Below are 15,125 nucleotides of genomic sequence, written 5' to 3' on the forward strand. Positions count from 1 at the left end.
AGATCCCCGGGGCCGGCGGCTGGTGCCGCCCGGTGTCCCGGGGATCCGGAATTTCCTATTCCGTGCTGGTCAGCCCGCCTGGGCCTGGCCCTGGCTCGGGTCGTCCTTGGTGTAAGTGAGACGTTCGACCTGCCCCGACTGGAAGTCGTCCTTGACCTCCTTGCCGTTCACGAACAGCTTGACCGCCCCGGCGTCGCCGAGGACGAGGTCGACGGACTCCTTGTCCGTGAAGGTCTTCGACTCGCCCTGCGCGAGGGTTCCGTCGAAGAGCAGCCGGCCGCTGTGGTCCTTCGCGGAGATCCAGCTCTCGCCGGTGTCGGCCGTCAGGACCACGGTGACGAGGTCCTTGGGAGCCGCGGCGATGGCGCTGTCCGAGGGTTCCGGCTTGGGCGCCTGCGGGGTCTGGGGCCGGTCCGCCGGCTTCCCGGCGGGCTGCTGGGGCGAGCCGGCGGGCTTGCCGGCCGGCTGCGCGGAGGCGGAACCTTCCGCCACCGGCCGCTTGCCGTCCCCGTCGCCGCCGCTGAAGGCGGTGAAGCCCACGAAGCCGATCACGGCGACGATGGCGGCGACCATGGCGGCGGTCCAGTTGGGCCGCTGCCGTTCGGGGCGGATCCGCTCGGCTTCGAACATCGGCGCGGCGGGGGTGGGTGCCGGCCGGCCGCCGTGGGCCGCGTCGTAGCTGTCGATCAGGGGTGCCGGATCGATGTGCACGGCGCGGGCGAGCGTACGGATGTGACCGCGGGCGTAGACGTCGCCGCCGCACCGCGTGAAGTCGTCCTCTTCGATCGCGTGCACGATCGGGATGCGCACGCGGGTGGTGGAACTGACTTCGTCGACTGTGAGCCCGGCGGCGATCCGGGCCTTCTTGAGGGCCGTCCCGATCGACGGTTCTTCGACGGAACGTTCGACGATGCGGTCCTCGGACCGGTCGTCGGTCGAAGGCCGCTCTTCTTCGGGGGAGTTGGAGTTGCCGATGGACACGAGGGCGCCTTTCGAGCGTGTAGCCACCTGCTGGCTTCCCAGTCTAGGGGGGTGACGAAAGGGTGGGGCAACCGGAGGGTCCGCTCCCTACGCCATCCGAATGGCCCGGGAACACCCGCCGGTGTCTCCCTCAACTTGACGCACGCCCAAGGGAAACGGTTGCCCGCCGATCCCATACGGTCGAGTGAGCCGCCGGGTCGTCCGTTCAGACCCCCGTTCTACGGCTGCTCCTCGCCGCGGATCACGGCGAGCACCCCGTCCAGCTCGTCCGGTTTGACCAGGACGTCGCGCGCCTTCGAACCCTCGCTCGGGCCGACGACCCCCCGGGACTCCATCAGGTCCATCAGCCGGCCGGCCTTGGCGAAGCCCACGCGCAGCTTGCGCTGGAGCATCGAGGTGGAGCCGAACTGCGTGGAGACCACCAGCTCCGCCGCCTGGCACAGCAGGTCCAGGTCGTCGCCGATCTCCTCGTCGATCTCCTTCTTCTGCTTCTGCCCCACGGTGACGTCGTCGCGGAAGACGGGCGCCATCTGGTCCTTGCAGTGCTGCACGATCCCGGCGATCTCGTCCTCGGTGACGAAGGCGCCCTGGAGGCGGACCGGCTTGTTCGCCCCCATCGGCAGGAACAGCCCGTCGCCCTTGCCGATGAGCTTCTCGGCGCCCGGCTGGTCGAGGATGACCCGGCTGTCGGCGAGCGAGGAGGTGGCGAAGGCGAGGCGCGAGGGCACGTTCGCCTTGATCAGACCGGTCACCACGTCCACCGACGGCCGCTGGGTCGCGAGCACCAGGTGGATGCCGGCCGCGCGGGCCAGCTGCGTGATGCGCACGATCGAGTCCTCGACGTCGCGCGGGGCCACCATCATCAGGTCGGCGAGCTCGTCGACGATCACCAGCAGGTACGGGTACGGGCTGAGCTCGCGCTCGCTGCCCGGCGGCAGTTTGATCTTGCCGTCCCGGATGGCCTGGTTGAAGTCGTCGATGTGCCGGTAGCCGAAGGCCGCCAGGTCGTCGTAGCGCAGGTCCATCTCGCGCACCACCCACTGGAGGGCCTCGGCGGCCCGCTTGGGGTTGGTGATGATCGGCGTGATCAGGTGCGGGATGCCCTCGTACGCCGTCAGCTCCACCCGCTTCGGGTCGACGAGGACCATCCGGACGTCCTCCGGGGTGGCCCGCACCATGACCGAGGTGATCAGGCAGTTGATGCAGGAGGACTTGCCGGAGCCGGTGGCGCCCGCGACCAGCACGTGCGGCATCTTCGCCAGGTTGGCCATGACGTAGCCGCCCTCGACGTCCTTGCCGAGCGCGACCAGCATCGGATGGTCGTCCTCGGCGGCGTCCGCGAGGCGCAGCACGTCCCCGAGGTTGACCATCTCGCGGTCGGTGTTCGGGATCTCGATGCCGACCGCCGACTTGCCGGGGATGGGGCTGATGATCCGTACGTCCGGGGAGGCCACCGCGTAGGCGATGTTCTTCGCGAGCGCCGTGATCCGCTCGACCTTCACGGCCGCGCCGAGGGTGACCTCGTAGCGGGTGACCGTCGGGCCCCGGGTGAAGCCGGTGACCTGGGCGTCCACCTTGAACTCGGTGAACACGTTCGTCAGCGAGGCGACCACCGCGTCGTTCGCCGCGCTACGGGTCTTACCGGGCCCGCCCTTCTCCAGCAGGTCCAGCGAGGGCAGCGCGTACGTGATGTCCCCGCGCAGCTGGAGCTGCTCGGCGCGGGGCGGCAGCGGCTGGGCCTCGGGCGGGGTCTTCGTCAGGTCCGGCACCGACAGCGTCCCGGAGGCGGCGGCGGTCCGCTCGTGCGGGGCCTCCTCCTCCACCGGGACGGGCGCCACCGGGGCGGGTGCCACCCGGCCCGGGACGGGCTCCTCGCGGGCGGGCGGCACCGGAGCGGTGATCTCCACCCTTTCCCGGTCGGGCGTGATCCCCTGGGTGAGGTCGGCGACCAGCGGGGACGGCGGCAGCCCCCCGTAGACCACCCCGTCCAGCGCGGCGGCGGCCGCCGCGGCCACGTCGACGGCGTCCATCTCGCGCTCCCCCGGCCGCCCGGCGATCCGCCGCGGCCGGCGGCGCCGGGCCAGCGCCGCCTCCTCGGCGGCGTCCGCCGGATCGCCGGACCCTTCACCACCGGTACGGGCGCGCCACCGCTCGGCGTCATGACGGTCCTGGCGCTCCTGCCGCCCGGCGTCCTCGGACTCCCCGTACCCCTCGTCGTACTCGTTCGGCGCGATGATCCCCAGCCGGATCCCCAGCAGCCGCAGCCGCTGCGGGATCGCGTTGACCGGGGTCGCGGTGACCACCAGCAGCCCGAACACGGTGAGCAGCACCAGCATGGGCACGGCCAGCGGCGCGCCCATCGTGAAGATCAGCGGCTTGGAGGCGCCCCAGCCGATGAGCCCGCCCGCGTCCTGCATGGCGGTGGTGCCCTCGTCCCGGCCTGGCGCCCCGCAGGCGATGTGCACGAGCCCCAGGACACCGATCACCAGGGCCGACAGGCCGATGCCGATCCGGCCGTTGGCGTCGGTCTGCTCGGGGTGGCGGATGAAACGTACCGCCATGACGCCGAGCAGGATCGGCACGAGCAGGTCGAGCCGCCCGAAGGCGCCGGTGACCAGCATGGTGACCAGGTCCCCGACGGGCCCGCTCAGGTTCGACCAGGTCCCGGCGGCGACGATCAGCGCCAGGGCGAGGAGCAGCAGCGCGACGCCGTCCTTGCGGTGGGCGGGGTCGAGGTTCTTCGCGCCCCGGCCGATCCCGCGGAACACCTTGCCGACCAGGTGCGCGAGACCGAGCCAGCAGCGGCGTACGACCCACAGCACGCCCCCCGTCGGGGACGGCGCCGGTTTGGCGGCGACCTTCTTCACCGCGGGGCGCTTGGCCGCCGCGGCCTTCTTGGCGGGAGGCTTGCGCGCGGGGGCCGCCTTCTTGGCCGGCGCCGTCGTACGGCCGGTGCGGCCCTTCGCGGTGCCCGCGGCGCTCTGGGAACCCTTACCGGACGTACTTGAGGCCATGGGCCCGAGGTTACCGGTGTGCACGCCGGTGGACACGCGTGCCCACCCCTTCACCCGTTCGTGTCGCCCCGTCCGTACGCGCTTTGACGGCCCGCCAGACCTGACGCCCCGCCGGCGGACCCCCGGGCGGGGCCCCTTCGCCGGCGGGCGGGTCTCAGCCCTGAGCGGGCAGTACGGGTGCGACGCCGCCGGTACCCGGCTCCAGCGCGTCCAGCGCCCGCCGCAGTCCCGTCAGCTTGCGCTCCAGGTGGGCGGCGGTCGCCACCACCGCGGCGTCGGCCGAGTCCTCGCCGAGCTGCTTGGTCAGCGCCTCCGCCTGCTCCTCGACCGCGGCGAGCCGCGCGGACAGTTCGGCCAGCAGTCCGGCCGTCTCCTTGCTGCCCTCGCCGTTGGAACCGCCGCCCTCCAGCTGGAGGCGCAGCAGGGCCGCCTGCTCCCGCAGTTGGCAGTTCTTCGTGTAGAGCTCCACGAACACCGAGACCTTGGCGCGCAGCACCCACGGGTCGAACGGCTTCGAGATGTAGTCCACCGCGCCCGCCGCGTACCCGCGGAAGGTGTGGTGCGGACCGTGGTTGATCGCGGTGAGGAAGATGATCGGGATGTCCCGGGTCCGCTCGCGCCGCTTGATGTGCGCGGCGGTCTCGAACCCGTCCATGCCCGGCATCTGGACATCCAGCAGGATGACCGCGAAATCGTCCGTCAGCAGCGCCTTGAGCGCTTCCTCCCCCGACGACGCCCGGACCAGTGTCTGATCGAGCGCGGAGAGGATGGCCTCCAGCGCCAGCAGATTCTCCGGCCGGTCGTCGACCAGGAGGATCTTGGCCTTCTGCACCATGCCCTGTCCTCCTCGCCCCGGCATGGGGCCTCCCCGGCTCCTGGCTCCGGCCAGTCCGCCGGGCCCCGCCCCAGAGGACGGCATCCTTGCGCCGTCCGTCCTTGTGCCGGTCATCGTAGCCCCAGTCCCGAGATCGCCACACCCTGTCACCAAGATGTCACTGTGCACGAAGCGGAAACGTGATGGGAGGGCAGAAGGTTCCCCCTGTGCCCTCCGATCACGCACCCGCCTCCGATCAGTTGCCGCTCATGTGCTGTTCCATGACCGACAGTAGGTAGTCGGGTTCGACCGGCTTGGTGACGTAGTCGGAAGCCCCGGAGTCGATGGCCTTCTCCCGGTCCCCCTTCATCGCCTTCGCCGTCAGCGCGATGATCGGCAGCCCCGCGAACTGCGGCATCCGCCGGATCGCCGAGGTCGTCGCGTACCCGTCCATCTCCGGCATCATGATGTCCATCAGGACCACCGCCACGTCGTCGTGCTGCTCCAGGACCTCGATGCCCTCCCGCCCGTTCTCGGCGTAGAGCACCGCCAGCCCGTGCTGCTCCAGCACGCTCGTCAGCGCGAAGACGTTGCGCACGTCGTCGTCCACGATCAGCACCCGCTCACCGTGGAAGTCGTACGACCGGGGCGCCACCGGCAGCGGCTCCTCCACCCCCCACACGTCCCCGTCCGGCTGCCCCGGCACCTCGGTGCGCGGCAGCGGACCGGTCAGCGGCTTGCGGCGGCGCCGGAACAGCGCCGAGGAGCCCTGACCGGCGTGCTCCGCCGCCGGGAGCGCCTGGCGCACCGGAACCGCCACCGGCACGGGTGCCTCGGTCAGCGCCTGCGGCGCGGGCCGCGCCTCCTCGACGGCCCGGCGGTAGTCGCCGCGCGCGCCACCCGGCGTGGGCGGGGCGTACCCCTGCGGCGGCAGCTCGCTCGGGTGCAGCGGCAGGTACAGCGTGAAGGTCGAGCCGCGGCCGGGTTCGCTGGCCGCGTGGATCTCCCCGCCCAGCAGCCGGGCGATCTCCCGGCTGATGGACAGGCCCAGGCCCGTGCCCCCGTACTTCCTGCTCGTGGTGCCGTCGGCCTGCTTGAACGCCTCGAAGATCACCAGCATCTTGCTGGCCGCGATCCCGATGCCGGTGTCGGTCACCGAGAAGGCGATCAGGTCGGCGTCGGCCTCGCGCAGCGAACCGGCCTCCAGCAGCTGCTCCCGGATGGCCGGCGGCACATCACCCCCGGCGGGCCGGATCACCAGCTCCACCGCCCCGTTGTCGGTGAACTTCACCGCGTTGGACAGCAGGTTGCGCAGCACCTGGAGGAGGCGCTGCTCGTCGGTGTGCAGGGTCGCGGGCAGCTCCGGGGAGACCCGTACCGAGAAGTCGAGGCCCTTCTCCGCGGTCAGCGGCCGGAAGGTGGCCTCCACGTAGTCGACGAGCTGGACCAGCGCGATCCGGGTCGGCGAGACGTCCATCTTCCCGGCCTCGACCTTCGACAGGTCCAGGATGTCGTTGATCAGCTGGAGCAGGTCCGAGCCCGCGCCGTGGATGGTCTCGGCGAACTCCACCTGCTTCGGCGACAGGTTCTCGTCCGCGTTGTCGGCGAGCAGCTTGGCCAGGATCAGCAGCGAGTTGAGCGGGGTGCGCAGCTCGTGCGACATGTTCGCGAGGAACTCGCTCTTGTAGCGCATCGAGACCGCCAGCTGCTCGGCGCGCTCCTCCAGGACCTGCCGGGCCTCTTCGATCTCGGTGTTCTTCACCTCGATGTCCCGGTTCTGCTGGGCCAGCAGCTCGGCCTTCTCCTCCAGTTCGGCGTTGGCGGCCTGGAGGGCCTTCTGCCGGTTCTCCAGCTCGTCGGAACGCTCGCGCAGCTGCTCGGTCATCTCCTGCGACTGCTTGAGGAGCATCTCCGTCTTGGAGTTGACGGAGATGGTGTTGACGCTGGTGCCGATCATCTCGGCGATCTGGCTGAGGAAGTCCTTCTGGATCTGCGTGAACGGCTGGAAGGAGGCCAGCTCGATGACGCCGAGCACCTTCCCCTCGAACAGCACCGGCAGCACGATCACGTGCGCCGGCGGGGCCTCGCCGAGCCCCGAGGAGATCTTCAGGTAGCCGGGCGGGGTGTTCTCGACGAGGATCGTCCGCTTCTCCTCTGCAACCGTCCCGATCAGCCCCTCGCCGGGCCGGAAGGAGATGGGCATCTGGCCGCCCGCGTACGCGTAACTCCCGCGCATGCGCAGCTCGTACGAGCCGTCCCCGGCCCCGGCGCCGTCGGTGCCGATCTCCGTGGACCCGCCGGTCGGCAGGGCCAGGAAGAAGGCGCCGTGCTGGGCGGCGACCACCGGGGTCAGCTCGCTCATGATCAGCGAGGCCACGTCGTCCAGCTCCCGGCGGCCCTGCATGAGGGCCGAGATCCGGGCGAGGTTGCCCTTGAGCCAGTCCTGTTCCTTGTTGGCCAGGGTGGTGTCTCGCAGGTTCACGATCATCGTGTTGATGTTGTCCTGGAGGACCTGGATCTCGCCCGCCGCGTCCACGTCGACCTTCAGGCTCAGGTCGCCGCGGGTCACCGCGGTGGCCACGGCCGCGATGGCGCGCACCTGACGGGTGAGGTTGCCGGCCATCTCGTTCACGGACTCGGTGAGGTCGCGCCAGGTGCCGTCCACGTCGCGCACCCTGGCCTGACCGCCGAGGATGCCCTCGGTACCCACCTCGCGGGCCACTCGCGTCACCTGGTCGGCGAAGGAGGACAGCTGGTCGACCATCGTGTTGATCGTGGTCTTGAGCTCCAGGATCTCGCCGCGGGCGTCGATGTCGATCTTCTTGGTCATGTCGCCCTTGGCGATGGCGGTCGTGACCATGGCGATCTGCCGCACCTGGCCGGTGAGGTTGGAGGCCATGAAGTTCACCGAGTCGGTGAGGTCCTTCCACGTCCCCGAGACCCCCGGCACGTGCGCCTGACCGCCCAGGCGGCCCTCCGTACCCACCTCGCGGGCCACGCGCGTGACCTCGTCGGCGAAGGACGACAGGGTCTTCACCATCGTGTTCACGGTGTCGGCGAGCTGGGCGACCTCGCCGCGCGCCTCGACGGTGACCTTCTTCGTCAGGTCGCCGTTGGCCACCGCCGCCGAGACCTGCGAGATGTTGCGCACCTGCGAGGTCAGGTTGTTCGCCATCAGGTTGACGTTGTCGGTCAGGTCCTTCCAGATGCCGGTCACCCCGCGCACCCGTGCCTGGCCGCCGAGGATGCCCTCGGAGCCCACCTCGCGCGCCACCCGCGTCACCTGCTCCGCGAAGGACGACAGCTGGTCCACCATCGTGTTGACGGTGGTGACGAGTTCGAGGATCTCGCCCTTCGCGTCGACGGTGATCTTCTTGGAGAGGTCGCCCATGGCGACCGCCGTGGTCACCTCGGCGATGTTGCGGACCTGCGAGGTCAGGTTGTTGGCCATGAAGTTGACGGACTGGGTGAGGTCCTTCCAGGTGCCGGAGACACCCTTCACCTCGGCCTGGCCGCCGAGGATGCCCTCGGTACCCACCTCGCGGGCGACACGCGTCACCTGCTCCGCGAAGTTCGACAGCTGGTCGACCATCGTGTTGAGGGTGTTCTTCAGCTCCAGGATCTCGCCCCGGGCGTCCACGTCGATCTTCTGCGACAGGTCACCGCGCGCCACCGCCGTGGCGACCTGCGCGATGTTGCGGACCTGCGAGGTCAGGTTCCCGGCCATGCCGTTCACCGAGTCGGTCAGGTCGCGCCAGACCCCGGCCACACCGGGCACCTGTGCCTGACCGCCGAGCCTGCCCTCCGTACCCACGTCCCGGGCGACCCGCGTCACCTGCTCCGCGAAGGCCGAGAGCTGGTCGACCATCGTGTTGATGGTGTTCTTCAGCTCCAGGATCTCGCCCCGGGCGTCCACGTCGATCTTCTGCGACAGGTCACCGCGCGCCACCGCCGTGGTCACCTGGGCGATCTGGCGCACCTGGGACGTCAGGTTCCCGGCCATGAAGTTGACGGAGTCGGTGAGCTCCTTCCAGGTGCCGGACACCCCCTCGACCCGTGCCTGGCCGCCGAGCCGGCCCTCCGTGCCCACGTCCCGCGCCATCCGCGTGACCTGGTCGGCGAAGGAGGACAGCTGGTCCACCATCGTGTTCACGGTGTTCTTCAGCTGGAGCATCTCGCCGGAGACGTCCACCGTGACCTTCTGCGACAGGTCGCCGTTGGCCACGGCCGTCGTCACCTGCGCGATGTTGCGGACCTGGCCCGTCAGGTTGCGGAAGGCGGTGTTCACCGAGTCGGTGAGGTCCTTCCACGTCCCCGCCGCCCCCGGCACCTGCGCCTGACCGCCGAGCTCACCCTCGACACCCACCTCACGCGCCACACGGGTCACTTCGGCACCGAAGGACTGGAGCTGGTCCACCATCGTGTTGACGGTGTTCTTCAGCTCCAGCATCTCGCCGGCCACATCGACGGTGACCTTCTGCGACAGGTCGCCGTTGGCCACGGCCGTCGTCACCGTCGCGATGTCCCGCACCTGCGTGGTGAGGTTGCGGAAGACCGTGTTCACCGAGTCGGTGAGGTCCTTCCACGTCCCCGCGGCCCCCGGCACCTGCGCCTGGCCGCCGAGTGTCCCCTTGGCCCCGACCTCGCTGGCCACGCGCGTGACCTCATCGGCGAAGGTCCTGAGCGTTTCCGTCATCTGATTGATCGTTTCGGCCAGCTGCGCCACCTCGCCGCGCGCGCTGACCCGTACCTTCTGCGACAGGTCACCGTTCGCGACGGCCGTCGTGACCTGCGCGATCCCCCGCACCTGGGCGGTCAGGTTGCCCGCCATCGTGTTGACCGAGTCGGTCAGGTCCTTCCACACACCCGCGACCCCGGGCACCTTCGCCTGGCCGCCGAGCTCCCCCTCCGTACCCACCTCGCGGGCGACGCGGGTCACCTCGGAGGAGAACGAGGACAGCTGGTCCACCATCGTGTTCACGGTGTTCTTCAGCTGGAGCATCTCGCCGGCCACGTGCACCGTGACCTTGCGCGACAGATCGCCCTTCGCCACCGCCGTCGTGACGAGAGCGATGTCACGCACCTGAGCGGTGAGCCGGTACGCCATCGTGTTGACGGAGTCGGTCAGATCCTTCCAAGAACCGGACATTCCGCGCACCTGGGCCTGGCCACCGAGCTTGCCCTCGGTACCCACCTCCAGCGCCACCCGCGTCACCTCGTCGGTGAACGCCGACAGCTGGTCGACCAGGTTGTTGACCGTACGTCCGACCTTGAGGAACTCCCCGCGCAGCGGATGCCCCGCCCCGTCCGGGCTCTGCGTCCGCAGGTCCATGCGCTGGTCGAGGTCGCCCTCGGCCACCGCCGACAGCACCCGGCCCACCTCGGACACCGGCCGCGCCAGGTCGTCCACCAGCTGGTTCGAGGCGTCGATCGCGGCCGCCCAGGAGCCCTCGCAGGCCCCCGTCTCCAGCCGCTCGCTCAGCTTCCCCTCACGCCCGACCATCCGCCGCACCCGGGACAGCTCCCCGGTCAGGTGGAGATTGCGGTCGGCGACCTCGTTGTAGACGGCGGCGATCTCCGCCATCACGCCCTCGCCGGACACCGTCAGCCGCTTGCGGAAATTCCCGTCCCGCATCGACACCAGGGCCGTGAGCAGGCGGTTCAGGGCGGCGGTATCGACTTCCGTCGTCCCGTTCCGCCGGGACCGCCCGCCCTTCGCGCGCGTTCCCGTACGCCGCACCGCTGCGCCAGACTCCACCGTGTCCCTCCCGAAAGGGTCGACCGCTGTTCCACCGGACATCCGACCATCCACAACCCGGCTCTCCAAGCCTGCCCAGTGTTTCACCCCGGCCGAACCCGGCCATAACACTTCGGCACCATCGCACACCGGCCGCACCCTGCGGGTGGAATCCCGTACGACGGCCTCCTGCCGACCGCGAAGGTAAGTAACCTGGCATCCGATGTACCACCGCGTCGAAGGAGACTTGTGATCACGGCACGGGCGGCTGCCAGTTTCGACCCTCAAGGGCGCTCGGTCGCCGCTGCCCGCGCGTTCGTCCGCGACACCCTGCAGGGCTGGGGCTTCGCGGACATCGTCGACGACGCGGTGGTCCTGACCAGCGAGCTCGTCACCAATGCCGTGGTCCACGCCGGCACCAGCGCCGAGGTCCTGTGCCTGCGCGCCGAGGACGGCGTACGCGTCGAGGTCGCCGACCGGTACCCCGAGCGGGAGCTCCCGCTCCAGCTCCCCGGCGAGCGCCCGTACGCCGATCCCGACCGCGAGAGCGGCCGTGGCCTGATGCTGTGCGCCGCCCTCGCCACCCGCTGGGGCGTCGAGTACACGGCCGCCCACAAGCACGTGTGGTTCCGCATCGACCTCCCGGACCGGCCGGTCGGTACCCGCTCCGCGGGCCCCGTCGTCCCGGACCAGTTCCTGCCCCTCGCCGACAGCCGCGTCCGCGTCGCCGTCGCCCAGATCGACTCCGCCGACGCCGTCAGCGCCTGGAACGAGGACGCCGAGCACATCTTCGGCTACCCCGCGGAGAAGGTCCTCGGCCGCCCCCTCGCCGAGATCGCCGCCTGGCCCCAGACCCCCGGCACCGCCACCGGGATCGCCGAGGCCCTGCGCCTGTCCCGCTGGGAGGGCAGCTACGGCATCCGCGGCGCCGACGGCCGCGTGATCCCCGTCTACGCCTCCCACCTGCGGGTCCGCGACGCCCACGGCGAGCCCTCCATCGTCTGCCTCCTCGTCCACGACGACGAGCGCGCCCTCCTCCAGACCCCCGCGCGGGTGCCCTCCTCCGACGGCGGCCCGTCCGCGGACACCCGCCCCACGGACCCCTTCGAGGTCTTCATCGGCTCCCCCGCCCCCGACGACCTGGACGGCCTGCTCCAGCGCACCGTGGAGCGGGCCCGCGACATGCTCGACGCCGACGCCGCCTTCCTCCTGCTGGCCACCGACGACGAGACCGAGCTCGAGGTCCGCGCCACCACCGGGCTCCCCTCCACCCGCCAGCGCTTCGCCCGCGTCCCCGTCGAGGCCGGCACCAGCCGCTACGGCTCGGCCCGCATGCCCGCCGTCCACGACGACCTCGCCGCCGTCCCCGGAGCCGTCCCGCTCCTGGAGTCCACCGGCATGCGCGCCGTCGTCACGGTCCCCCTCAAGGTCGAGGGCCGCCTCACCGGCTCCCTGGGCGTCGCCACCGAGAACCCGGGCCGTTACACCAACGAGGACGCCCTGCGCCTGCAGTTCGCCGCCGACCGCATCGCCCTCGCCGTCGAGTCGGCCCGCCTCGGCGAGCTGGAACGACTGCGCCGCGGCTCCCTCTCCTTCCTCGTCGAGGCCTCCGACCTGCTCGCCGGCACCCTCGACCGGGACCAGACCCTGGCCCTCATGGCCCAGATGACCGTCCCGACCCTGGCCACCTGGTGCGCCGTCTACACCATCGCCGACCAGGCCTCCGACCCGTACCTGGCCTACGTCCTGCACGAGGACGAGGAACGCATCGACGGCCTCAAGGCCCTCCTGTCCCGGGTCAGCCCGCCCGAACCGGTCCGCGAACCGGGCGCCCGCCCCTGGCCCGCGGCCACCACCGCGGTCGGCGGGGACACGGTGGTCCTCCCGCTCCTGGCCCGCAACCGCGTGATCGGCATGCTCACCCTCGGCAGGCCCCGCGAGGAGCACTTCCGCCAGGAGATCCTGGAACTGGCCGACGACCTCTCCCGCCGCGCCGCCCTCGCCCTGGACAACGCCCGCCTCTACTCCGAGCGCACCGCCATCAGCCGCTCGCTCCAGCGCAGCCTCCTGCCGCCCGGCTCCCCCGCCATCCCCGGCATGGAGGTCGACGTCATCTACCGCGCCGCCGGCGAGGGCAACGAGGTCGGCGGCGACTTCTACGACGTCTTCCCGATCCGCGACGGCGCGTACGGCTTCGCCATCGGCGACGTCTGCGGTACGGGCCCCGAGGCGGCCGCCGTCACCGGCCTGGCCCGCCACGCCCTGCGCCTGCTGGCCCGCGAGGGCCTGGGCGGACCGGCGGTCCTGGAGCGGCTCAACGCGGCCATCCTCGACGAGGGCGCCCGCAGCCGTTTCCTCACCCTCCTGTACGGCGAGCTCCACCCCCAGCCCGACGGCGGCGCCCTGATGAAGGTCGTCTGCGCCGGCCACCCGCTCCCGCTGCGCCTGCGCCCGGACGGCGAGGTCACCGCGGCCGCCGAACCGCAACCCCTGCTCGGGGTCATCGAAGACCTCGACCTCTACGAACAGACCCTGACCCTGGACCCGGGCGATGTCCTGCTCTGCGTCACCGACGGCGTCACGGAACGCCGCGAGGGCACCCGCATGCTGGGCGACGACGGCCTCGCCGAGGTCCTCACCACCTGTACGGGCCTCACCGCGGGCGCGGTCGCCTCCCGTGTCCTGCGCGCGGTGGAACGCTTCGCGGCGGAACCCGCCTCGGACGACATGGCGATCCTCGCCTTCCGCGTGCCCCAGCAGCGCGAAGGCAACTGAGGGCGCGGTCGTCGTCCCTACCGCGGCAGCCGCGGCGACAGGATCAGGAAGGAAGGGGCCGCCATCTCGGTGGCCCAGGGAAGCCGGCCGTCGAAGACCCGGTCGGTGTCACCCCTGTCGGAGGCACCGCGCACCGGCACGGCAGCGGTCGGGCCGGCGGGGCCGGAGAACGGCTGAGAGACAGCAGCCCCCTCCCCTTCCACGGCCGTCACGATCTTGAGAACGAGGCGTCGGATCCTGATGAGGTTCATGGGAGGGTCCTTCCGCAGGTCGAGGGGCTCGGACTGCGGATGAGGCGAGGGCGCCGTCATCCGTGACTCCATTGCGCCTCGCACGGCGGCCCTGGTCACGGCACGGAAAGTCGGGGCTTGACAACGGGCCCCGACGGGGCCGGAAACGCAAAAAGGCCCCCGCCAATAGGCGGGGGCCTTCTTTGTTGGAGCCCTTTAACGGAATCGAACCGTTGACCTTCTCCTTACCATGGAGACGCTCTACCGACTGAGCTAAAAGGGCGGGTTGTTCGGCGGCGTCCTACTCTCCCACAGGGTCCCCCCTGCAGTACCATCGGCGCTGAAAGGCTTAGCTTCCGGGTTCGGAATGTAAACCGGGCGTTTCCCTAACGCTATGACCACCGAAACACTATGAAGTTAACCAACCGGGCATGGACACGGTTCGTTACTTCAGAACTAACACAGTGGACGCGAGCAACTGAGGACAAGCCCTCGGCCTATTAGTACCAGTCAGCTCCACCCGTTACCGGGCTTCCACATCTGGCCTATCAACCCAGTCGTCTACTGGGAGCCTTACCCTCTCAAGGAGGTGGGAATACTCATCTTGAAGCAGGCTTCCCGCTTAGATGCTTTCAGCGGTTATCCCTCCCGAACGTAGCCAACCAGCCATGCCCTTGGCAGGACAACTGGCACACCAGAGGTTCGTCCGTCCCGGTCCTCTCGTACTAGGGACAGCCCTTCTCAATATTCCTACGCGCACAGCGGATAGGGACCGAACTGTCTCACGACGTTCTAAACCCAGCTCGCGTACCGCTTTAATGGGCGAACAGCCCAACCCTTGGGACCGACTCCAGCCCCAGGATGCGACGAGCCGACATCGAGGTGCCAAACCATCCCGTCGATATGGACTCTTGGGGAAGATCAGCCTGTTATCCCCGGGGTACCTTTTATCCGTTGAGCGACGGCGCTTCCACAAGCCACCGCCGGATCACTAGTCCCGACTTTCGTCCCTGCTCGACCCGTCGGTCTCACAGTCAAGCTCCCTTGTGCACTTACACTCAACACCTGATTGCCAACCAGGCTGAGGGAACCTTTGGGCGCCTCCGTTACCCTTTGGGAGGCAACCGCCCCAGTTAAACTACCCATCAGACACTGTCCCTGATCCGGATCACGGACCGAGGTTAGACATCCAGCACGACCAGAGTGGTATTTCAACGGCGACTCCACAACCACTGGCGTGGCTGCTTCAAAGTCTCCCACCTATCCTACACAAGCCGAACCGAACACCAATATCAAACTGTAGTAAAGGTCCCGGGGTCTTTCCGTCCTGCTGCGCGAAACGAGCATCTTTACTCGTAGTGCAATTTCACCGGGCCTATGGTTGAGACAGTCGAGAAGTCGTTACGCCATTCGTGCAGGTCGGAACTTACCCGACAAGGAATTTCGCTACCTTAGGATGGTTATAGTTACCACCGCCGTTTACTGGCGCTTAAGTTCTCAGCTTCGCAACCCCGAAAGGTCACTAACCGGTCCCCTTAACGTTCCAGCACCGGGCAGGCGTCAGTCCGTATACA

General features: G+C 69.7%; 6 protein-coding genes, 1 tRNA gene and 2 rRNA genes. 1 reads left to right on the forward strand and 8 read right to left on the reverse strand.

Going from position 1 to position 15,125, the window contains the following annotated elements; all coding sequences use genetic code 11:
* Positions 1-69: 69 nt before the first annotated feature.
* The 4 genes from OOK31_RS08790 to OOK31_RS08805 form a co-directional block, all read right to left on the reverse strand.
* Complete coding sequence (locus OOK31_RS08790) at positions 70-981, reverse strand: RodZ domain-containing protein (protein ID WP_267011874.1); 912 nt, start codon at positions 979-981, stop codon at positions 70-72.
* Between the two features lie 218 nt (positions 982-1,199).
* A complete protein-coding gene (locus OOK31_RS08795) occupies positions 1,200-3,995 on the reverse strand; it encodes a DNA translocase FtsK (RefSeq protein ID WP_267011778.1) in 2,796 nt (931 codons plus the stop codon).
* A 154-nt stretch (positions 3,996-4,149) separates the two neighbouring features.
* Positions 4,150-4,830: a two-component system response regulator gene (locus OOK31_RS08800; protein WP_267011779.1), complete on the reverse strand. Its 681-nt coding sequence runs from the start codon at positions 4,828-4,830 to the stop codon at positions 4,150-4,152.
* Between the two features lie 235 nt (positions 4,831-5,065).
* Complete coding sequence (locus OOK31_RS08805) at positions 5,066-10,567, reverse strand: HAMP domain-containing protein (protein WP_267011780.1); 5,502 nt, start codon at positions 10,565-10,567, stop codon at positions 5,066-5,068.
* 228 nt (positions 10,568-10,795) lie between these two features.
* On the opposite strand from OOK31_RS08805, the gene OOK31_RS08810 reads away from it, so the two are divergent.
* On the forward strand, positions 10,796-13,321 hold the full coding sequence (locus tag OOK31_RS08810) for a SpoIIE family protein phosphatase (protein ID WP_267011781.1): 2,526 nt from the start codon (positions 10,796-10,798) through the stop codon (positions 13,319-13,321).
* Positions 13,322-13,338: 17 nt separating this feature from the next.
* Here OOK31_RS08810 and OOK31_RS08815 read toward each other — a convergent pair whose 3' ends face one another.
* From OOK31_RS08815 to OOK31_RS08830, 4 genes are all read right to left on the reverse strand, one after another.
* A complete protein-coding gene (locus tag OOK31_RS08815) occupies positions 13,339-13,572 on the reverse strand; it encodes a hypothetical protein (protein WP_267011782.1) in 234 nt (77 codons plus the stop codon).
* Between the two features lie 186 nt (positions 13,573-13,758).
* Positions 13,759-13,834: transfer RNA gene (locus OOK31_RS08820), tRNA-Thr, on the reverse strand.
* 5 nt (positions 13,835-13,839) lie between these two features.
* Positions 13,840-13,957 (reverse strand): 5S ribosomal RNA (gene rrf / locus OOK31_RS08825).
* Between the two features lie 74 nt (positions 13,958-14,031).
* Positions 14,032-15,125 (reverse strand): 23S ribosomal RNA (locus OOK31_RS08830); the annotation flags it as partial.

The sequence above is a fragment of the Streptomyces sp. NBC_00249 genome (genome assembly GCF_026342355.1).
GTDB lineage: Bacteria > Actinomycetota > Actinomycetes > Streptomycetales > Streptomycetaceae > Streptomyces.